Raw genomic sequence first — 20,829 nt, 5'->3', positions numbered from 1 at the left:
AGTATTCAGGTGTGGCCTTCGGGCCACATCTGCTTAAACATGTATTGCCCTTTCACAAGGGTCATGGCATTGTCGAATCAGATAAATTTTTGGAGTCCGCGTCGTGATCGATCCGGACGGTTATCGCCCAAACGTGGGCATCATCTTGATTCGAGATGATGGCCGCGTATTTTGGGCAAGAAGAATCCGGCGGGATGGCTGGCAATTCCCGCAAGGCGGCATGAATTCCGACGAAACACCGTTGGAAGCGATGTATCGCGAGCTACAAGAAGAAACAGGCCTGGGCGCGCATCAAGTCGATGTGCTCGGCGCCACGCCTGGATGGCTCCGCTACCGGCTTCCGCCACGTGCCATCCGCCATCACGATCGCGTGCGATGTATCGGTCAAAAGCAAGTTTGGTTCCTATTGCGATTCAAGGCCGAAGAGAAAGACGTGAATCTTGATCACACAGATTCGCCTGAGTTTGATCAATTTCGCTGGGTCGACTTCTGGTATCCGGCGCAAAACGTCGTGGTCTTCAAGCGCGGTGTCTATGCGTCGGCTTTGCATCATTTGGCGCCGGCTGCACGCGATCTGGCGGGCGAAAGTCGGATCCCCTTGCCCAACGCCTATATCGAACGCCAGCTAGAGTTCACGCGCCAAGGCTTAGCCCGGCCGCGCAGAAGGCGAGCGGGCGCTGCGCGACCACCAAAGAGCGAGGGTGTTACTTCAGTCCAAGGTTGATCGGTTGATTCAACCGATCACGCAGCGCACTGATTTTCTTCCACAGCCACCACAGCACCAAGGCCATCAACACCGTAATAAGGATGACAACGATCGCGGCGATTTCCGGGTGCGCGAAGATCAAGGCCAAGCCACCGATCGCGGTCATGTCTTCGGTGACAGAGGCCGTCCAATTGCTCACCGGCTCAGGTGATGTATTCAACAATCCGCGGGTTGCGGTTTTCAAGGTATGACTGGTGAGCGCAGCGCCGGCGCCCGCGGCCAACATACCCGCGCTCATACTGCCATCGGTTGAAATCGCAGAAGCCGCCAAGAACGCGCCCGCCGGAATACGTAGCAGGGTGTGCAACAAGTCCCAGCCGGTATCCACACCCGGAATCTTGTCGGCAAAAAACTCGGCACCCGCCAGAAGACCCGACACGCCGATGACCCAAGGCGATTGTGCGACCTCCAATCCATTTGGCAGATCCAGCCAACCCATGGCGCCGGCCACGCCCATGCCGAACACCGTCAGGTAGACGCGGATACCGGCCAGCCAGGCGACCAATATGCCGATGATGAAAACGTGGGTTGCCGTCATTCAACCAATACCCCGAAGCGCGCCGAATTGGCTCAACAGCTGACTTATGCCGCAGCGTGCCTTGACGGAATGTGAAGACTCGGCGTATAGCTGAATCATGGACGGACCGGAACATCACCGTGAATCCGACAGGGGCACACACGCGCTGACAGGCGTCGGGCGTGTGCAGCCGTTGGTGTGGGTCATTGGCACCGTGCTGCTGATTGCCTTGGCCGCCGCGGCGGGCTTCTTCCTGACGCGCAATAGCGGTGCATCGCTCGGCGGATTCTCGCGTGCACCCTCCAATAACGTGCAAACCCTGCAGCAAGCCTTGGCGACTGCGCAGAAGAGTGATGAGGTGTCGCGCGCGGCCAATGCAAAACTCCAAGATGAGTTGGCAAAAAGAGATGCCGAAATCGCCACACTCAAGGATGACCTCGCGTTCTATGAGCGCTTTGTGGGTACGTCCGCACAACGGCAACCCTTAGGTGTCGAAACACTCAAGCTCACACGTGGGGTGGGGCAGGTGTGGCAATTCGCGGCCGTGGTTGCGCGTAGCAATGCATCCAATAACGAAGTTGCGGGTCGACTGAGCTTTGCTATCGAAGGCACGCAAAACGGCAATCTGAAGAAATTGGCCTGGAGCGATTTGCGGCAGGGGGCCGGCAGTGACGGTGTGCCGTTCAGCCTGAAGTATTTCCAGCGCTTGAGCGGGGACTTCGTTTTGCCGGCAAACTTCACGCCAACGCGCATCACCGCGCGGCTGGTGCCCACGCAAGGCCAGCCCGTTGAAGCGAGTTTTGCCTGGAAAGACGTGGCACTTTGACTTGAATTCAGTGCCGATCGCCTACACTTGTCAGGTAATGAACAACATCGCGCACCACGACTCATCCGCACCCAGCTATCAGCAGTTGGACGCCCCTGTCATCTTTACCGCTGCAGCGGCAGATAAGGTGCGCGAATTAATTGCTGAAGAAGGCAATTCGGAACTCAAGCTCCGTACCTACATTCAAGGTGGCGGGTGTTCCGGGTTCCAATACGGTTTTGAGTTCGATGAAAATCAGGCCGAAGACGATTTGGCGATCACCACCCACGGCGTGACTTTGCTGGTCGATCCGCTCAGTCTGCAATATTTGATGGGCGCCACTGTCGACTATGTCGTCAATATCACCGGCGCACAGTTCACGATTCGCAATCCCAACGCGAAGACGACCTGCGGTTGCGGTTCTTCGTTCACGGTGTGAAGCCCTATTCCGATTTTGCTTTTGTAGAGCATGCGCTTGATCGCGCTGATCACCTGCGCGATGACGCGCAAGCATTGGACGCCTTGCGGGCGAATGCAAAAACGATTGTTGTTGACCCAAACGGTTTTACACGCGTAGACGCTGAGGGCCAACTGCTAGCGCTGGAAGGCGCAGCGCCCGCAGATATTTTCTTGGGCTTGCATGAAGGCACTGCGTGGTTTGCGCATGCTTTGGCAGATGCGTTGCCCAATGATGTGCCATCGACCGAGCTTCGAAGTGCTGCATTGCAATGGCCCGTGTTGGCCTCTACCGCATTTGCGCAAGCGCGAGCAATCGTGCATTGGCATCGCAGCCACATCTACTGCCCGAAGTGCGGTGGTGAACTCAAGTTCAGTCGCGCGGGCTGGCAGGCGGACTGCTTGCGTTGTGCGGCTACGCAGTACCCGCGCACAGATCCCGCCGTCATCATGGCGGTGAGCGATGGCGAGCATATTTTGTTGGGTCGGCATCCGAGCTGGCCACCGCACCGCTATTCCACCTTGGCGGGCTTCGTCGAGCCTGGTGAGTCGCTTGAGCTCACCGTTCGGCGTGAAGTGATGGAAGAGACCGGCGTACATGTCGTACGTACGCGCTATTTGGCGTCTCAGCCTTGGCCCTTTCCGGGTTCGCTGATGCTCGGGTTTGTCGCGCATGCCGAGCATTCAACGCCGCGCGTAGACGGTCAGGAACTGGAAGACGCGCGTTGGTTTAGCCGCGCAGAGATTCAAGCCGCCTTAGCCAATGGTGGCGACTTGGACACGCTGAAGCTGTCGCCGCCGCTTTCGATCTCGCGCTGGTTGATCGAGCAATGGGCGAAGGGCGAAAGCGCCTAAGCATTCTCGCCGCGTAAGGCACGCACCTTGGCTTCCAGAATCTCGGAGGTGATTCCTTCGGCGGGCATGGGCGTATCCGCAACCACTTGCACATGCGCGCGGAAACGCCGCGGCAATCGCATGCGACCGATGCGCGAGTCACGATGACTCCACATGCTGGACCACATGCCTTGCAGTGCCATCGGAATCACGGGTACGGCACGGCGCGCCAGAATGCGTTCAACGCCGCCTTTGAAAGCGGTGATCTCGCCGTTCTTAGTCAGTGCACCTTCTGGGAAGATGGCCACAAGTTCGCCTTCGGCCAAGGCGGCATCAATGGCTTCAAATGCGTCTTGCATGAGTGCGGGGTTTTCACGTGCGCCGGCAATCGGAATTGCTTTCGCCGTCTTGAAGATCCAACGCATCACTGGAATGTTGAAGATCTTGTAATACATGACGAAGCGGGCAGGGCGCGGAATACTGGCAGAGAGAATCAACGCGTCCATATAACTCACGTGATTGCATACGATCAGCGCCGCACCCTCGTCCGGAATGTTTTCGTGCACTTGCTTCAGTCGGAGTCGATACAGGCTTCGCACCAAAATCCAGCTCAAGAAGCGCATCAGGAACTCGGGCACGATCGAGAAGATCCACAGCGCGACCAATGTATTGGCAATGGCCAATGCCAAGAACAACTGCGGAATACTCCAGCCCGCGTACTTTTGCAGCAACAAAGCTGAAACGGACGCGGCTACGACAAAGCCCGAGTTTTGAATGTTGAGCGCACCAATGACCCGCGACAGCTCTGATTTCGGCGTGCGTGTTTGAATCAATGCGAACAGCGGCACGACATAGAAGCCGCTGAACAAGCCGATGCCGACGAGATCCATCACGATGCGCCAGCTGCCGGGCTGTTGCAGGAAGCCGCCCACGCTTAGATCGGAAACCAGGGCAATGCCCGTGCGTGCGAAGTACAAGTCGAACAAGAACGCACTCATGCCAAAGGCACCCAGCGGCACCAGCCCGATTTCGACAACGCGTGCGGACAAACGTTCGCACAGCATCGAACCCACACCGGTGCCGATTGAAAACAGCGCGAGGGCGAAGACGTATACGTGGTAGCTGCCGCCCAAATACGTTGTGCCGTAGTCCGGCAAAGTGGCCGCAAATACCGTGCCGACAAACCAAAACCACGACACGCCCAAGACGGCGTTACGCACCGCCAATTGCTTGCGGGCAAGTTTGAGGACTGACACCGACTCGGTGATTGGATTCCAATTGACTTTGAGGTCGGGCGCGGCCGCGTCCGATTTCGGAATCAAGCGGCTCACCAGATTGCCCGTGATCGCGAGCGCAATCACGAGGCCTGCCGCGGCCCACGGACCGTGAATACCCGCCAGGTCAAACACCATGCCACCGACAATCATCCCGACGAGGATGCACACCGAGGTGCCCATTTCGACCAAGCCATTGCCGCCCGTCAGCTCATCGGGTCGCAGCACCGAAGGCAGGATTGAATATTTCACCGGGCCGAACAACGTGGACTGCACACCGGTGAGGAACAGCGCAACCAAGAGCAGCGGCAGCAACTTGAGTACAAATGCAACACCCGCCAAGGTCATGATGAAAATTTCCATCGACGTGGTGATGCGAATGAGTTTGGATTTTTCCAACTTCTCTGCAATTTGTCCGGCCGTGGCCGAAAACAGAAAGTAGGGCAGTATGAAAATGGCGGGCGCCAAGCTTGCATAGAGCGTGCGTTGCTCTGGCGAAGCATTCATCCAAAACAGCAGGCCAATGATTGCCTGCCGGAATACGTTGTCATTGAATGCACCCAAGCACTGGGTGACAAAGAAGGGAAGGAAGCGACGTTGCCGTAACAGTGCAAATTGGTTGTGAGCCATGGGCTTCCTTGTGTACGTGTTACGTGTAGATCTCAGGGTATCTGTTCTCGGGCGATAGCGCGCCACCCGATATCGCTTCGATGGAATTCACCTGCCCAAGAGACGGTGTTCACCGCTGCATAGGCTGCGCGTGATGCCGCTTCGACGGTGTCTCCCAAGGCACAGGCACACAGCACGCGGCCGCCACTGGTCAAGATCTTGCCATCTACGGCTTGGGTGCCGGCATGGAAGATCTTGGCGTTCGACGCAACCGGGCCCGAGAAATGAATTTCATCGCCGACGCGCGGTGTCGCCGGGTAGTGTTCGGCCGCCATCACAACGCCCAGTGATTTTCTTGCATCCCATTCGGCCGTCACTGCTGAAATATCGCCGTCGACAGCGGCTTCAAGCAGATCAAGCAAGTCGGATTTCAAACGCAACATCACCGGCTGTGTTTCAGGGTCACCAAAGCGAACATTGAACTCGATGACCTTCGGCGCGCCTTGCGCATCAATCATCAAGCCTGCATAGAGAAAGCCGGTAAACGGTATGCCGTCAGCGCGCATGCCATGCACGGTGGGCTCGACGATCTCGCGCATGACTCGCGCGTGTACCTCTTGCGTCACGACAGGTGCAGGCGAATATGCGCCCATGCCGCCGGTATTTGGGCCGACGTCACCGTCACCCACACGCTTATGGTCTTGAGACGTGGCCATTGGCAAGGCAACGTGGCCGTCGACAATGCTGATGAAGCTCGCTTCTTCGCCTTCAAGAAATTCTTCAATCACAACGCGTGCGCCTGCATCGCCAAATGCATTGCCTGAGAGCATGTCTGTGATTGCGGCTTCGGCTTCAGGCAAGGTCATGGCGACAATCACGCCTTTGCCCGCAGCGAGGCCATCGGCCTTCACCACGATCGGTGCACCTTTTTCTCGCGCATAGGCGAGTGCTGCCGAGAGATCGGTATGCACGGCGTAGAACGCAGTGGGGATGTTGTGCCGCGCCAAGAAATCCTTGGCGTAGGCTTTGCTGCCTTCCAGCTGCGCAGCGGCAGCGGTCGGCCCAAAAATGCGCAAGCCTTCGGCGCGGAATGCATCGACCACCCCTGCGACCAAGGGTTGTTCGGGCCCAACAACCGTGAGACCGATCGATGCACTTTTGGCGAACGCAATGAGGGCAGGAAAATCCGTTGCCGAGATCGCAAGGTTTTCGCACTTTGCTTCTAGCGCTGTCCCGCCATTGCCGGGTGCAAGAAACACTTTGTCGACACGCGGCGACTGCGCCAACTTCCATGCGAGCGCGTGTTCTCGCCCACCCGAACCGATCACTAAAACGTTCATGCCTAACCTCGTGGATGCTTAGTGACGGAAATGGCGAATGCCGGTAAAGACCATCGACATGCCGTGTTCGTTGGCTGCCGCAATCACTTCTTCATCGCGCATGGAGCCACCGGGTTGAATGACGGCTTTGATCCCTGCTGCCGCTGCCGCATCAATGCCGTCGCGGAACGGGAAGAAAGCATCTGATGCCATGACCGAACCGGGTACAACCAGACCCGCTTCATCGGCTTTGATGCCTGCAATCTTTGCGCTGACAACGCGACTCATCTGCCCTGCACCGATACCGATGGTGCGGTTGTCTTTCGCGTACACGATGGCGTTGGATTTCACGTATTTCGCGACGCGCCATGCGAACAGCAAGTCACGCATCTGTGCTTCGGTGGGTGCCAAGGAAGACACCACCTTGAGCGCGTCTGCTTGAACTTCGTGGTTGTCTGCCGTTTGCATCAACAGGCCAGAGCCCACACGCTTCACGTCCATGCTGTTGCGGCCATCACCCATCGGAATCTGCAAGACGCGGACATTGGCCTTCTTGCGCGCATAGTCGAGCGCGTCTGCTGCGTAATTCGGTGCAATCAGCACTTCAACAAACTGCCGATCGAGAATGGCTTTACAAGTCGCGCCATCCAGTGGCGTGTTGAACGCAAGAATGCCGCCAAAGGCCGAGGTCGGGTCGGTTGCATACGCGGCTTCATAAGCATCACCACAGCCGACACCTACGGCAACACCACAGGGATTGGCGTGCTTCACGATGACGCAGGCCGGCGCATCAAAACTGCGCACACATTCCCATGCAGCGTCGGCATCCGCCAAATTGTTGTAGCTCAGTTCTTTGCCCTGCAATTGAACGAATGTGGCGAGCGTACCCGCAGCAGGGTACAAATCGCGATAGAACGCGGCCTTTTGGTGTGGATTCTCGCCATAGCGCAAATCCATGACTTTTTCGAAATCGCCATGGTTGCTTTGCGGGAATGCCGTGCGACACACGCCCGCTTCATTGGCATCGAGTATCGAAGACAAGGTGTTGCTGATCGCGGCATCGTACTGTGCAACACGTTTGAATGCGGCGACCGAGAATGCCCATCGCGTCGCTGCAGAGACTGAGCCACTGTTCGACGACAGTTCTTCAATCAAGGTGCTGTACTGCGAAGGGTCGGTGGCAACCGTCACGCGTGCAAAATTCTTTGCCGCGGATCGCAACATCGCCGGACCACCGATATCAATGTTCTCTACCAAAGCACCCAGTTGCACGCCGGGTTGCGCGGCAACCGATTCGAAGGGGTACAAGTTGAGCACCAACAAGTCGATGGGCTCAATGTTGAGAGATTGCATCACAGCTTCGTCTTGGTTGGCGCGCCCGAGCAGCCCGCCATGCACATTCGGATGCAGGGTTTTGACACGGCCATCCATGATTTCGGGGAAGCCGGTGACATCGCTGACGTCTTTGACCTGAAGGCCGGCCTCACGAAGGGCTTTGGCGGTGCCACCCGTAGACAGGAGTTCAATCTGAAGCCCCGCCAAGGCTTGCGCCAGCTCGACCAATCCGGTCTTGTCTGAAACTGAGATGAGGGCGCGGCGTACGGTTACGGCAGGGCCGGCGGGGAAATAAGCGTTGGAAGGCATGGGGAACCCAGATTCGAGACCCCAGAATTATAAAGCGGCGCCTTAGCCCATTCCGTATTCGCGCAGTTTTTTGCGCAAGGTCGCACGGTGAATGCCGAGCAAGTCTGCGGCGCGGCTTTGATTGCCATCGCAATGGCGCAGGGCTTCGGTGAAGAGCGGAATTTCTACTTCGCGCAGGACCAACTGATACAACACATTGGTGGATTCACCATCTAAGTCGCGCAAAAATCGACTGACCGAATTTGAGACATGATCCCGAAGTGGAGTACGTGCGCGTTGCGAATCCATCGTTCGAAGTGGCCTGATCAAAAAACCGCCACGACCCATCGCGGCAGAGCAATCGAGTCTATCGCGAATTCCCGACCACTGTCACCAATGAAGGCCTGAATGCGAAATCAAATGAGACCGCACGTTGGGCGGGGTCGCTCACGTTCAGTTCGATCAATGCGCTTTGACCAGCGCCAATCTCAGCGGGGACTTGGCCGCCGGCCAAATAGTCCTTGGCCAAAAAATCGCCACGGTAAATGGGCGTGCCATTGACATCTGACAAGGTGGCGCGCAGGACCGGCCATGCTTGTGGCAAGCGTGCTTCATTGCGAAAGCTGCCACGGATTTGCAAAACATCGGGGCGTCCAGGATAGGCAACAACATCATGCGTCTGCATTTTGAATGCTGAAACTTCTTGCCATGCGGGTACCTTGCAACGGAAGATCGCGCAAACACCGCTGACCAACGGACGCATCGTCGGCGACTGTGCATATGCGGCACGATTTGAGATCAGTGCTTGAACTACGAGCGTGCAAAACAACGCCGCGCACATCAGCCAAAGGGATTTGTGTGCTTTGTTTCGGCCCTTTTTAGCCGAGAAATCAGGCGTGGTGCTAGACACGACGTACGCCCTCAATTCGAACCCAATCTTCTTGCGTCGAAACGTCGAGGCCGTCAAACCACGGTGAGAAGCGCTGCAGCAAATCGCCTTCCTGACCTTTCAAAATGCCTGACATGGCCAAGCGGCCGCCCGGCGCGGTGGCATTGGCCAACACCTCAGCGAGCGCGTCCAAGGCGGATGCCAAGATGTTAGCTACGACCACCGGATACTGACCGGTCGGTGCATCTTCAGGCAAGTACACATCAATTGTGTCTGTCAGACCATTGCGTTCGGCATTGTCGCGCGTCGCAATGATGGCTTGCGGGTCGTTGTCGATGCCAACCGCATGGTGCGCACCCAATCGGATTGCAGCGAGCGCCAGAATACCGCTACCGCAACCGAAGTCGAGCACCGTCGCGTCTTTCAATTGCCCGTTGCTCGCGAGTTGGTCTAGCCAAGTCAAACAGAGCGCTGTCGTCGGGTGTGTCCCAGAGCCAAATGCCAAGCCGGGATCCAAACGCACGACGGCAGGATTCGCGCCTGCTTCTTCTGGAAGTTCGTGATTCCACGGCACGATCCATGTGCGTTGGCCAAATTGCATGGGTTTGAACTGGTCAAGCCACGCGCGTTCCCAATCGGTGTCTTCCACAGACTTGAACGACGCAAGATGCCAAGGCAGCTCTGGGTCAAATGCTTCCAATGCGGCGAGCAAGACGAGTGCATCGGTCTCACCATCAAACAAGGCGGTGAGATCCAATTGTTCCCAGAGCGGCGTCTCGCCGACGCCCGGTTCGAAAATCGCCTGTTCGTCCGGCGTTTCTGCGTCCGCATCTTGCAGCGTGACCGCCAACGCGCCAAGTTCCTCTAGCGCGCGCTCGTACCGGGGTTGCGTTTGCAGGGTGCAGGGAAGTGTCAGTTCAAGGTAAGCCATAAGTTATTGTGCGTCAGCCGTAGCCTGTTGGATGTGGACACGCGGCAAGATGCGCTCACGGTAAGCGGGATCCACAATTTTGACATTGCCGGTGCCGATTCGAACTTCAACGCGATCAATCATGTCACTGCGCAAGGTCATCTTCATCGGGGCGTCAATTTCCTTGGCCGTCCCTGTTTGCTTCAACTGGCGAACCACCTGGGTGCCAGAGGTGTTCTCCACTTCCTTGATGCGTACATTTGGAAAGCCGAAGCCTTTGACTTCACCGTCGATGGCTACCGCTTCTTTTGCATGCGGATCGACTGCGATATCCAAATCGGCAACGCTGGTGTCGAACACCCACACCGTCGGCATGCTTTCGGCGGGAACGCGCACGCGAACTTGATAGTGGAACGGACGCGTAAACAAAAGTCCGCCAACGACCGCAAGAGATAGGGCAGCCACGCCCAGATACTTGAGCCAGGGTGGCCATCGTCGTCGCTCATTTGCGTCACGCAGGCGCGTGAGCAAGGAATGCGCCGTCAGCGCAGCAAGCCAGGTCAAAATGCCCGACCACAAGACATCACTCAGAAAGTGCGCGCCTGCAGCCATGCGTGCCGCACCCATCGCAAGTCCGAAAGCAATCGATGCAATGATGATGCCGACACCCAATGCGGGACGCACAGCGAGCACGGCGAGACCGACCGCACCGACCGCATAGCCTGCGGAACAATGACCACAGGGAAATGATTTTCCGACGCCCGGCGTGCCCAATTGCAGCGGAGCGCGATATTGCGAATGCCCGCCAAATTCTTCAATCGTGCGCGGGCGCGGTCGACCCGTAAAATCTTTGCCGAGGCCATTCACCAGCAAGCCGGTACCCAACGCGACCGTCGCCAGCGTGGTCAAGGCAATTTGTCGAAGGATCGGACGCTTGCGCACACTCGGCAGCGCGTAGGCCAACATCGTCAAGACCAAGACAGCCCAAGACAATGCCGAACCCACCACATACAAGGTGTTGAAGAGCGTTGATTGACCCAAAGGCCAAGAGGCTTCGCGCCCCAGTTCCGCAGGCATCGGTGTGTAAAACAGCGCGGCGGCGCGAATGTCCAAATCCGTCAACCAAAACGGCACGGTCGAGACAACGGCCGCCACCAGCAAAATGCCCCAAAGCAGCTTCTTAGAAAGCAATGGGCGTACAGGCGCAGACGAACTCATTGCGCGCTCGCGCCCGACGCTGCACGTGTCACGCGAATGATATGGACGCTTCTCGGCGGTCCATCCATTCGGCGTACGCGCACGACGCCCAAATCTTCTACCGGCGTATAGCCGGCCGCGTGCAGGGGTGCATAGCTCGCAATCTCGTCTCCACTGCGCACCGTTTCGTCGCCATTTTGACCTGCATTGAAGACGACCCAATACGCATCCTTAGGTAAGCCGCGCGCGCGCGTCGTCATTTCATACTGGTTGTTGATATGGCCGTCGTCGTCCAGCGCATCGACGGTATAAGGCGACGGCTGAACGTAGAACGCCATTTGCGCCAGCAAGGTGCGGTCGTTAGACAGGATCGGCAACGCACCTTCGCGTTGCACCAGCTGTGTCATGGAAGCACCCAATTCGCGCCAGCCAATGACGCGCGCATAGACATCGCGTCCTTGATTCGGGACGGGTTTGCCCAACCACTTCGCCACATCGCGGTAATGCAATACCCCGAGCATCAAAATCAGGTTCAGCGTGATGGCCAATCCGAACACATTGCGCTTCTCAAGTGCGGTCAGCCAGCAGCCTAACAACACACTGCCGCCGACATAAGCGGTGACGGCCCAGTTCGCATTCGCAGAGGTCACGAGTGACAACCCGATCATGAAGGCCAAATACGGCACGGTGAATACTTTCAGGAAACTTTCTTCGTTCGACTTGGCAGCAAAGATCCGCCACAAGAGCAGGGGAAATGACACCAGGCCGAAAATGCCCCACTGAGCGCCCAAGAACCCGGCGAACTTGTTCAAATGCAAACCAGCACCGGATTTGTTGGACAGTTCAGCCGTATGTTTGAACGTTTCAAATTGGTGCGCAAAGTTCCACACAATATTGGGCGCAAGCATGAGCACGGCCAGACCCAAAGCAATCCACGGGCCGCGCGTGCGTAGCAGTCCGCGTTGGTCGCGCAGCAAGACCCATGCGGCCATGAGAATGAACACCAACATCGTGTACTTGGCGAGCGCGCCGATACCAATCGCGACACCCAAGCCCAACCAGTAGCCCGGTCGGTCGGGTGCCTGCAGTGCTTTCCACAAGCAATACATCGCCGCAGCCCAAGTCAGCAACAAGACGGCGTCGGGTGACATCACCCAGCCACCGAGGGCCTGGCCCGGCATCGTCAAGAACAGTGCGGCAGATGCAAGCCCAGTGCGTGTATCGCGCATTGCCGTGCCGAGTGTGTAAACAAACAAGGCCGCCAGCGGGTAGGCCAACAAGGCCGGCAGCTTCACTGCAAATTCTGTGTTACCGAACACTGAGGTGCTCGCGCCAATCAACCATGCGACCAGTGGCGGTTTGGAGTAATAACCGAAGTCCGGCGTGCGCGACCACAGCCAATATTGCGCTTCATCTACGAACAAGCTGTAGTCATGCGCAAGCACAAAGGCCATGCGATAAAACAGCATGCCAAGCACCAACACCCAAAGTGCAACGGGTGCACGCTGAGTCGCGGACGTGTTCAAGCATCCACCTTGATAGGCGCGCGATCACCGACGATGACAATGTCTGCTTTGCGGCGTGCGAACAAACCGACGCTGACGACGCCCGGAATTTGATTCAAGCGCGCTTCCACTGCAACCGGGTCTGTGATGCGCAAGTTGTGTACATCCAAGATCCAATTGCCGTTGTCAGTCATGACCCCTTCGCGCCAAACCGGTTGGCCGCCGGTCAACTGGACGATTTGCCTCGCCACCAAGCTGCGTGCCATCGGAATGACTTCAACCGGCAGGGGGAACTGACCGAGCACGTCCACTTCTTTGCTCGCGTCGATGATGCACACGAACACATCGCTGGCTTCCGCAATGATCTTTTCGCGCGTCAATGCCGCGCCACCGCCCTTGATGAGATGTCCGCGACGGTCGCACTCATCGGCGCCATCGACATACAAGGACAAACCGCCCGTGCTATTGAGATCAAGCACTTCAATGCCGTGGGTGCGCATACGCTCGGTACTTTGATCTGAACTCGACACCGCACCTTGGATGCGATCTTTCATCACGGCGAGGCCGTCAATGAAATAGGCCACAGTGGAGCCCGTGCCAACGCCGACGATCATGCCGTCTTCGACATAGCGCAGTGCAGATAGGGCCGCTTGGCGTTTTGCATCAGACATAGTTCAACCTTGCGTTTCGAGTTTGAGAATGCGTTTCCACTGCGCGGCCGTCACCGGCATGACCGATAGGCGCGAGCCATTTTGTGTCAGGGCAAATCCTTCGCCCAGCTCATCTTTGATGTGCTTCATGGCAGACAGCGTGACTGGTGCTTTGAAGTGTCGCACGAAGCGCACATCCACCAAGTCCCAGCGCGGTTGTTCCGGCGTTGCCTTGGGGTCGTAGTAATGCGATGTTTTGTCGAATTGTGTCGGATCGGGATAGGGCGATGACGCAACTTCCGCGATGCCATAAATGCCGGGCACATCGGTGTTGGAATGGTAGAAAAAAACCTCATCACCGGGCTGCATCTGACGCATGAAATTGCGTGCTTGATAATTTCTGACGCCAGACCACGGTTCGGTCGGCACGCGCTCCAAGTCCGACACAGAAAACGCATCGGGTTCGGACTTCATCAACCAGTAGTGCTTTCGCTGTCGCATGTATGTCTCACGAAAAATAGGTGTGGGTGTCGGTGCAGATGGCATCGCATCGAATGTCCCAAGTTTGTGGCGTAATGGATTCGACGCATTGGAGTTCATAGCCGACGCCGACATAGCGCGGGCGCGCGCTTGCACCGACTTGCGCCAGTGTGCGGTCGTACCAACCACCGCCCATGCCGATGCGATGTGCGGATCGGTCGAATGCGGTGAGCGGCAGTGCGATCAATGTCATCGCCTCTGGCGGAAGCAGGGCACTTGATTCAAACGTCGGTTCGGGGATCCCGAATTTGTTTTGCGTCGTCGCGTCGCCTGGGCGCCAGGGGGCGAACTTCAGTGTGTCAGTCGCTTCGTCCAGGACGGGCAAGCACCAAATGCACGTGTGCGGCAGTTGTAACTGCCAAGCATGCAAAGGAATTTCACCGTCAACCGCCCAATAGCCAGCAACGTAGCCGCTTTGCGGCGCAAAGGGTAGCGCGAGGAGTTGTTCGGCGAGACCTTGGGCCGCTTGAAGGCGTGCCGGCGCCGAGAGTGCTTTTCGGGCATCCCGCATCTGCTTGCGCAATTGAATAGCGTGCGTAGACATGCCGCTATTGTGGGGGATGGAGTACATCCCCGCCATGCCGATGCTTGCGAAACGACCTTGAACCCGAGGTTCAAGTGGGAAGGCTTTCGACGTTTCGGGCTTCCCGCGCGTAGCAGGCATGCACGCCCACGTTGATCACATTCCCAATGTCGTTGTTAAGGAACAAGGCGAATGTTTGCGCTTGCTGTCGGGCATGGCAGCAGATGCACGTTGATTATAGCGAAGCTGCGCGTTTGTGCGCAGCGCATTCACCCGAACATGGCGTCTGTTCAGAACAAACTTTGGTCGCTGAACTTGGACAATTTGCCTTCGAGCGCATCGATGACTTCATTCAATGCCGTGTTCGCGGTGCCATCACGTTGCAGCTGATGGTATTCGTGCGTGATGTTCAACGCGGCCAGCACGGCCACCTGATCCAAACTTGCATTTCGTGCGTTGCCGCGAATGTCGCGCATGCGTGCATCCAGAAAACGCGCCGCTTCAATCAACTGCTCACGTTTTTCCGGCGGGCAGCCGATGGTGTATTCGCGATCGAGCACGTTCAGGGTGACGACTTCGTTACTCATGCCCGATCCTCCAACATCCGCAGTCGAAGAATCAGCGCTTCAACGCGTGCCTTTGCTTGATCGCTACGGGCTTTCAGGTCCGTGCGTTCGTCGCGCAACTGTTGCTGCTCAGCGCGCAAACTGCGGTTCTCCTGTTCGAGCCGATGAACCGACGCGAGAAGGGTGTCAAGACGGGTGGAGAGCGCCTGCAAGCGCACAAGGGCGGGAGCTTCATTCATAGGCCAAACGATACCACGCACGCATTGCTACACTCACGTTTTGCACCGCGATCTTCCGCATGTCTGAACGTTTACCCGAAGTAGCAGATCTCGCCATCGAACTGCGCGATCTTGGCTTGGCCACACACCCTTGGGAATTGCATGGCGCGTTTGCCGGCTGGCTGGCGGGCGGTGGTCGGGTCAACACGCGCTGGTTGAGTGATGTCTTGGCCGACCCCGCACTGGCGGATGTCGCCGCGGGTTCAGCCATCGAAGCCTTGGGGAAAGCCACAGAAGCACAAATGCAAGACGCGACGCTGGGTTTCGAACTGTTGCTGCCTGAAGACGACGCAAGTTTGGAAGTGAGAAGCGGCGCACTGTTTGATTGGTGCCGACACTTTTTGGGTGCCTTCGGATTGGCCGCGGGCGCGCAGCCCAAGCTGAGCCCGGACGGTGAAGAAGCCTTGGAAGATTTGGCGCAATTAGCGACGGCCACCGCGGAACCTGACGGCGACGAAGAAGACGAAGCCGCGTTTACAGAAATCGAAGAATTTGTGCGCGTAGCGGCACTGTTGCTGCATGGTGATTGCGCGATGGCCGCGCAACACCGCAATCGTTTGCATTAATCATGTGGCGCGCACCTCTGCCCATGCGCAGCTACGCGAAACGGCGTAGACATTTAATGGATCTCATGGGCGACGATGGCATTGCCATTGTGCCTGCCGCGCCGGAGCGCATTCGTAGTCGCGATACGCACTATCCCTACCGCCCTGATTCTGATCTTTGGTATCTCTCGGGCTACGCAGAACCCCGCGCAGTACTGGTGCTGATACCGGGTCGTTCACATGGCGAAAGTGTCTTGTTCTGCCGTGAGCGTGACTTGGAACGCGAAGCATGGGATGGGCCGCGCTCAGGTCCGGAAGGCGCCGTCAGCGATTTCGGATTCGATGACGCCTATCCAATCGACGACATTGATGACATCTTGCCGGGCATGTTGGAAGGCCGTTCCCGCGTGCATTACCACTTGGGTCGCGATACCGACTTCGATTTGCAATTGCTCTCTTGGCTGAACCGTGTGAAGCGTCAACTGCATATGCAGACGGGTTCGCCACAAGAGTTTCTCGAGTTGGGTCATCTCTTGGATGAGATGCGCCTGCTGAAGGGTGCAGACGAAATCAAGCTGATGCAGCGCGCAGCCGACATCAGTGTTGAAGCGCACACCGCTGCTATGCGTTTGGCGAAGCCGGGCATTCACGAATACGAGTTGCACGCCGCGCTCGAGCACGTGTTTCGTAAACACGACGCTTGGGCCGCCTATTCTCCGATTGTCGGTGCGGGGGCCAATGCCTGCGTGTTGCACTACGTAGCCAATAGCGCGAAATCGAAAGCAGGCGACCTCGTGCTGATCGATGCCGGCGCGGAATATCGTGGCTATGCCGCAGACATCTCGCGCACGTTTCCAGTCACGGGTCGATTTACGGCGCCGCAACGCGCCCTGCACGATGTGGTGCTGTCGGCGCAGGCCGAGGCGCGGGCCTGCGTGCGCCCTGGCCGTGCGTGGGCCGATATTCATTCGCGTGCTGTCGAGGTCTTGTGCGAAGGCTTGCTGTCGCTAGGCCTCTTGAAAGGCACCCTGAAGCGGCAGGTGGCAGAAGAGACCTATAAGCGCTTCTATCCGCATAAAACAGGTCATTGGTTGGGCTTGGATGTCCACGATGTGGGCGATTACCAGCTCGACGGCGAATCGCGCATTCTCGAGCCGGGCATGGTGCTGACCATCGAGCCTGGACTCTATATCCGCCCGGACGACACACAGGTCGACCCCAAATGGCGGGGCATCGGCATCCGCATTGAAGATGATGTGCTGGTGACCCGAGAGGGCAACCGCGTTTTGACCGATGCCTTGGCCCGAAGCGCCGATGACATCGAAGCGTTGATGTCTGCCTAAGACGTCAACGGAGCGCGCACTGGCGCGTTATCCCCAGATACCCGCAAGCCTTGAAGCCATGTCCACGAAGAAGCCCCAATTCCGTAAGTCGCGTTCGATCCCCTGGATCCCCTTGGCCGTGGTGGCCGCCATTGTGTTGGCCGGTCTCGGCTGGTGGCGCTTCCAAAAGAGCGCTGATGCCGACGGCGGGGCTTACCGCACGCAGGCCATCGATCGCGGCGACATTCGTGTGTCGATCTCATCGACCGGGACCTTGTCCGCTATTTCGACGGTGACCGTCGGTAGCCAGATCTCAGGTCAGATCACTGAAATCTTGGTCGACTTCAATGACAAGGTGCGCAAGGGCGATATCTTGGCGCGGATCGATCCGTCGACCTATGAAGCGCAGATCGAACAAGGCAATGCTCAGATCGCCAGCGCCAGCGCGCAACTTGCGCAAGCACAGGCGACCTATGCCAATGCGTCGAAGCTCTATGAGCGCAATGTCGCCTTGGCCAAGCAACAAATGATTTCCAAAGCAGACGTGGATCAAACCCGCATGGCGATGGAACAGGCGCGTGCACAGGTGAACGCGGCGCAAGCACAAATTCGCCAACAAACGGCATCAACACGCTCCACGCGTGTCAACTTGGATCGCACTGTGATTCGCTCGCCTGTGGATGGCGTAGTGCTGACCCGTAAGATCGAGCCCGGTCAAACCGTGGCGGCGAGCATGACCGCGCCTGAGCTCTTCACCATTGCTGAAGATCTCTCAAAGATGAAGATTCAGTTGTTGGTCGACGAATCTGACATTGGGCAAGTGAAAGAAGGCCAAAACGTCAGCTTTACGGCGGACGCCTTCCCGAATCGTCAATTCAAAGGCATGGTGCAACAAGTACAAATGTCGTCGACCACCACCAACAACGTGGTGACCTATCCGGTCATCGTGACGGTGGATAACAGCGATGGCACTTTGCTCCCGGGCTTGACCGTCAACGCCGAAATTGAAGTGAGCAACCAACCGAATGTGTTACGCGTTGCGAATGCAGCATTCCGTTACAAGCCCTCTGACGAAGCACTGGCCGCGATGGAAAAGCAACAGGGCCAAGGTAATGGTGGCTCGGGTCAAGCAGGCGGTGGTCGCGGCGGGATGAGCAATACCGAAGACCTCGCGCGCATTGCAACATCGCTGCAACTCAATCCGACACAGCAAGCAGCGTTCGATACCGCGCTTGAGCAAATGAAGGCACGCGCAGAAGAAATGCGTAAGCGTTTTGCCGAACAACAATCGGCAGCCGGCGCGCAAGGCCAAGGGGGCAGCCGCTTGTTCGGTGGCGCCGGCGGTGGTCCGCGTTCGGGTGGTCAGGGCGGCGGCAATTCCGCACAGATGGCGCAAATGCGCAATCGCATGCGTGAGCGCTTCCAGCAGCAGTTTGGTGAGTTCCGGGCGACCTTGGATCAAGCGCAACAAACCAAGTGGGATGCTGCGATCAACGACATGTTGGCTGCAAAACGCGCACCGCTATACCTGTTGGTGGATGGCAAACAAAAACGCGTGATGGTGCGCGTCGGATCGAGCGACGGTAGCTATACGCAAGTCAGCGGCAACATCAAGGAAGGTGATCTGGCGATTACCGGACAGCAAGCCACTGGCAGCGCGACCAAGGACGAGAAGAAGTGACCGATGCACCGCTTGCACCCGCGGTGATTCACACGCGGGACTTACAAAAGGTGTACTCGCCTGGTACCGCGGCTGAAGTGGTGGCGCTGCGCGGCATTGATCTCACGATTCGTCGTGGTGAATTCGTCGCCATCATGGGGCCGTCCGGCTCAGGCAAATCCACCTTGATGAACCTGATTGGCTGCTTGGATACACCAACCCAAGGGACTTACGAGTGCGATGGTGTTGACGTTTCAACCCTCGACGCCGAAGCCTTGGCTGCATTGCGTCGCGACAAAATTGGCTTTGTGTTTCAGGGGTTCAATCTCCTGCCGCGCATGTCTGCACTTGAGAACGTGGCGATGCCGATGTCGTATACGCGCGTGCCACACGCAGAACGCCGTGAACGCGCACAAGCGGCCCTGGCCTCTGTGGGCTTGGGTGAGCGGAGCGGACATCGTCCGAATGAATTGTCAGGCGGCCAACAACAACGCGTGGCCATTGCACGTGCATTGATCAATGCGCCGCCGATTTTGCTGGCCGATGAACCGACAGGTGCACTCGACAGCAAGACGGGCGAAGAAATCCTTGCACTGTTCAATCGACTGAGCGATGCAGACCACACCGTCATCTTGATCACGCACGATGCGCACGTAGCCGCGCACGCGCACCGCACCTATGTGATGCGCGATGGTGAGCTGCACGAAGGGGAAGTGATGCCCGAAATAGCGACACCGACAGGAGGTCACGCATGAGCTGGATGGATATTCTGCGCACTGCGTTTAACGCCTTGCGCGGCAATTGGTTGCGCAGTGCACTGACTTCTTTGGGTGTGATCATCGGCATTGCGGCAGTGATCGTGATGGTGTCGATCGGGCAGGGCACGCAGCAGGAAATCGACAAATTGGTTTCCGGCTTGGGTTCGCAACGTTTGGATATTGGCAGTGCCGGCGGCATGGGCGGCGGTGCACGTGTGGCGCAGGGCAGTCGTTGGACCTTGAATGACGGCGACGCTGCTGCCATTCGACAAGAAGTCCCAGAAGCGCAGTACGTGAGCGGTTCATTGCGCGGCAGTACGCAAGTCGTGAATGGTGAAAGCAATGCCGCGACCTCTTGGCAAGGTGTCGAAGCCGATTGGTTCTCGATCAATGGTTGGACGCTGAAGAGCGGCGAAGGCTTCGATACACGTGATTACACGAGTGCGGCCAAGCAAGTGATTCTCGGCGAGACGGTGCGCCAAGCGCTGTTCGGTGATGATGATGGCATTGGCCAAACCATTCGACTGGGCCGTGTGCCCTTTACGGTTGTCGGCACGCTTGATGCGAAAGGTCAGGGCGGGTTTGGCCAAGACCAAGATGATTTGGTGGTGGTGCCGCTGCAAACGGCACGTCGTCGTCTGAGTACGTCAAACAATATGCCGCCGGGTGCTGTGCAACAGATCAGCGTAGGTGTAGACAGCCCGAAGAATCTCGAAAGCGCGCAATCGCAGATCGAAGGCCTGTTGCGTCAGCGTCACAAGATCGAACCGGGCGCAGATGATGACTTTGCGGTGCGCAATATCAGTCAGATCGTGGCAACGCGGACACAAACCACCAACTTGATGTCGAAGTTGCTAGGTGCCGTGGCCGGCATCTGTCTCATCATTGGTGGCATCGGCATCATGAACATCATGTTGGTCTCGGTCACCGAAAGAATTCGCGAAATCGGTTTGCGGATGTCGGTCGGTGCGGGCCCGAGTGACGTGCGTCGTCAATTCTTGGCCGAAGCCATGTTGATCTCTTTAATTGGTGGCGTGATCGGCATTGCGTTGGGCGCAGGTGGATCGCTGGTCGTTTCGAAGTTCAGTGAACTGCCGGTGTCACTCAACTTGAACGTGATCTTGTTGGCTGCCGCGTTCTCGATGGCGACCGGTTTGTTCTTTGGGTATTACCCAGCGCGTAAGGCATCGCTGCTGGATCCAATCGAAGCCTTGCGCTCGCAATAGCACTGGCGCAGCTTATGTAACGAAAAAGGCCCCGAGCAGAAACACTCGGGGCCCTTG

23 protein-coding genes and 1 other RNA gene are annotated in these 20,829 nt (G+C 57.5%); 9 read left to right on the top strand and 15 right to left on the bottom strand.

Annotated elements, in window-relative coordinates; all coding sequences use genetic code 11:
- The first annotated feature begins 103 nt into the window (after positions 1-103).
- A complete protein-coding gene (locus G7069_RS02450) occupies positions 104-724 on the top strand; it encodes an RNA pyrophosphohydrolase (RefSeq protein ID WP_166293930.1) in 621 nt (206 codons plus the stop codon).
- On the opposite strand, the gene G7069_RS02445 is transcribed toward G7069_RS02450, so the two are convergent.
- Positions 705-1,304: a DUF4126 domain-containing protein gene (locus tag G7069_RS02445; RefSeq protein ID WP_166293927.1), complete on the bottom strand. Its 600-nt coding sequence runs from the start codon at positions 1,302-1,304 to the stop codon at positions 705-707. The genes G7069_RS02450 and G7069_RS02445 overlap by 20 nt on opposite strands.
- A 97-nt stretch (positions 1,305-1,401) precedes the next feature.
- Here G7069_RS02445 and G7069_RS02440 point away from each other — a divergent pair, with 97 nt between their 5' ends.
- Genes G7069_RS02440 through nudC form a run of 3 tightly spaced genes read left to right on the top strand, consistent with a single transcriptional unit; the run spans position 1,402 to position 3,399 of the window.
- Positions 1,402-2,109, top strand: a complete 708-nt coding sequence (locus G7069_RS02440) for a DUF6776 family protein (RefSeq protein WP_166293925.1) — start codon at positions 1,402-1,404, stop codon at positions 2,107-2,109.
- 37 nt (positions 2,110-2,146) lie between these two features.
- A complete protein-coding gene (gene erpA, locus G7069_RS02435) occupies positions 2,147-2,527 on the top strand; it encodes an iron-sulfur cluster insertion protein ErpA (protein ID WP_166293923.1) in 381 nt (126 codons plus the stop codon).
- Positions 2,524-3,399 (top strand): NAD(+) diphosphatase, encoded by an 876-nt coding sequence (gene nudC / locus G7069_RS02430; protein WP_166293921.1) that lies wholly within the window; start codon positions 2,524-2,526, stop codon positions 3,397-3,399. Before erpA ends, nudC begins: the two co-directional genes overlap by 4 nt.
- Here nudC and G7069_RS02425 read toward each other — a convergent pair.
- From G7069_RS02425 to G7069_RS02360, 14 genes are all read right to left on the bottom strand, one after another.
- Positions 3,396-5,282, bottom strand: a complete 1,887-nt coding sequence (locus G7069_RS02425; RefSeq protein WP_166293919.1) for an MFS transporter — start codon at positions 5,280-5,282, stop codon at positions 3,396-3,398. The two genes, nudC and G7069_RS02425, sit on opposite strands and share 4 nt — an antisense overlap.
- A 32-nt stretch (positions 5,283-5,314) precedes the next feature.
- Positions 5,315-6,601: a phosphoribosylamine--glycine ligase gene (gene purD, locus G7069_RS02420; RefSeq protein ID WP_166293917.1), complete on the bottom strand. Its 1,287-nt coding sequence runs from the start codon at positions 6,599-6,601 to the stop codon at positions 5,315-5,317.
- An 18-nt stretch (positions 6,602-6,619) separates the two neighbouring features.
- A complete protein-coding gene (purH, locus tag G7069_RS02415; protein ID WP_166293915.1) occupies positions 6,620-8,224 on the bottom strand; it encodes a bifunctional phosphoribosylaminoimidazolecarboxamide formyltransferase/IMP cyclohydrolase in 1,605 nt (534 codons plus the stop codon).
- A gap of 42 nt (positions 8,225-8,266) precedes the next feature.
- Complete coding sequence (fis, locus tag G7069_RS02410; RefSeq protein ID WP_166293913.1) at positions 8,267-8,512, bottom strand: DNA-binding transcriptional regulator Fis; 246 nt, start codon at positions 8,510-8,512, stop codon at positions 8,267-8,269.
- Positions 8,513-8,570: 58 nt separating this feature from the next.
- Positions 8,571-9,113 (bottom strand): DUF3426 domain-containing protein, encoded by a 543-nt coding sequence (locus tag G7069_RS02405; protein WP_166293911.1) that lies wholly within the window; start codon positions 9,111-9,113, stop codon positions 8,571-8,573.
- Positions 9,106-10,023, bottom strand: coding sequence for a 50S ribosomal protein L11 methyltransferase (gene prmA / locus G7069_RS02400; RefSeq protein WP_166293909.1), 918 nt, complete (start codon positions 10,021-10,023; stop codon positions 9,106-9,108). The genes G7069_RS02405 and prmA overlap by 8 nt, the downstream gene beginning before the upstream one ends.
- A gap of 3 nt (positions 10,024-10,026) precedes the next feature.
- Positions 10,027-11,220 carry a phosphatase PAP2 family protein gene (locus tag G7069_RS02395; protein ID WP_166293907.1) on the bottom strand — a complete coding sequence of 398 codons (1,194 nt, stop codon included), beginning with the start codon at positions 11,218-11,220 and terminating at the stop codon, positions 10,027-10,029.
- The gene (locus G7069_RS02390) at positions 11,217-12,725 is read right to left on the bottom strand and encodes a glycosyltransferase family 39 protein (protein WP_166293905.1); all 1,509 of its coding nucleotides are present in this window, start codon (positions 12,723-12,725) and stop codon (positions 11,217-11,219) included. Before G7069_RS02390 ends, G7069_RS02395 begins: the two co-directional genes overlap by 4 nt.
- Entirely contained in the window at positions 12,722-13,375 is a 654-nt protein-coding gene (rpiA, locus tag G7069_RS02385; RefSeq protein ID WP_166293903.1) for a ribose-5-phosphate isomerase RpiA, read from the bottom strand. Before rpiA ends, G7069_RS02390 begins: the two co-directional genes overlap by 4 nt.
- Positions 13,376-13,378: 3 nt before the next feature.
- The gene (locus G7069_RS02380; RefSeq protein WP_166293901.1) at positions 13,379-13,855 is read right to left on the bottom strand and encodes an EVE domain-containing protein; all 477 of its coding nucleotides are present in this window, start codon (positions 13,853-13,855) and stop codon (positions 13,379-13,381) included.
- A gap of 7 nt (positions 13,856-13,862) precedes the next feature.
- Positions 13,863-14,438, bottom strand: a complete 576-nt coding sequence (locus tag G7069_RS02375) for a 5-formyltetrahydrofolate cyclo-ligase (RefSeq protein ID WP_166293899.1) — start codon at positions 14,436-14,438, stop codon at positions 13,863-13,865.
- Positions 14,439-14,461: 23 nt separating this feature from the next.
- Positions 14,462-14,644, bottom strand: a non-coding RNA gene (gene ssrS, locus G7069_RS02370) — 6S RNA.
- A gap of 63 nt (positions 14,645-14,707) precedes the next feature.
- A complete protein-coding gene (locus G7069_RS02365; RefSeq protein ID WP_166293896.1) occupies positions 14,708-15,004 on the bottom strand; it encodes a cell division protein ZapA in 297 nt (98 codons plus the stop codon).
- A complete protein-coding gene (locus tag G7069_RS02360; RefSeq protein ID WP_166293894.1) occupies positions 15,001-15,222 on the bottom strand; it encodes a TIGR02449 family protein in 222 nt (73 codons plus the stop codon). Before G7069_RS02360 ends, G7069_RS02365 begins: the two co-directional genes overlap by 4 nt.
- A 59-nt stretch (positions 15,223-15,281) precedes the next feature.
- Here G7069_RS02360 and G7069_RS02355 point away from each other — a divergent pair, with 59 nt between their 5' ends.
- The 5 genes from G7069_RS02355 to G7069_RS02335 are packed head-to-tail and all read left to right on the top strand — an operon-like array spanning position 15,282 to position 20,772.
- Positions 15,282-15,827: a UPF0149 family protein gene (locus tag G7069_RS02355; protein WP_166293892.1), complete on the top strand. Its 546-nt coding sequence runs from the start codon at positions 15,282-15,284 to the stop codon at positions 15,825-15,827.
- Positions 15,828-15,829: 2 nt separating this feature from the next.
- On the top strand, positions 15,830-17,149 hold the full coding sequence (locus G7069_RS02350; RefSeq protein ID WP_166293890.1) for an aminopeptidase P N-terminal domain-containing protein: 1,320 nt from the start codon (positions 15,830-15,832) through the stop codon (positions 17,147-17,149).
- Between the two features lie 58 nt (positions 17,150-17,207).
- Positions 17,208-18,809 carry an efflux RND transporter periplasmic adaptor subunit gene (locus tag G7069_RS02345; protein ID WP_166293888.1) on the top strand — a complete coding sequence of 534 codons (1,602 nt, stop codon included), beginning with the start codon at positions 17,208-17,210 and terminating at the stop codon, positions 18,807-18,809.
- Positions 18,806-19,543, top strand: a complete 738-nt coding sequence (locus G7069_RS02340; RefSeq protein ID WP_166293886.1) for an ABC transporter ATP-binding protein — start codon at positions 18,806-18,808, stop codon at positions 19,541-19,543. Before G7069_RS02345 ends, G7069_RS02340 begins: the two co-directional genes overlap by 4 nt.
- The gene (locus G7069_RS02335) at positions 19,540-20,772 is read left to right on the top strand and encodes an ABC transporter permease (RefSeq protein ID WP_166293884.1); all 1,233 of its coding nucleotides are present in this window, start codon (positions 19,540-19,542) and stop codon (positions 20,770-20,772) included. Before G7069_RS02340 ends, G7069_RS02335 begins: the two co-directional genes overlap by 4 nt.
- Positions 20,773-20,829 lie beyond the last annotated feature (57 nt).

Origin of the sequence: Lysobacter sp. HDW10 (genome assembly GCF_011300685.1) — a bacterium.
Classification (GTDB): Bacteria; Pseudomonadota; Gammaproteobacteria; order Xanthomonadales; family Xanthomonadaceae; genus Solilutibacter.
The sequence above is the reverse complement of the archived record's forward strand: the minus strand, read 5'-3'. Positions and strand labels throughout refer to the sequence as shown.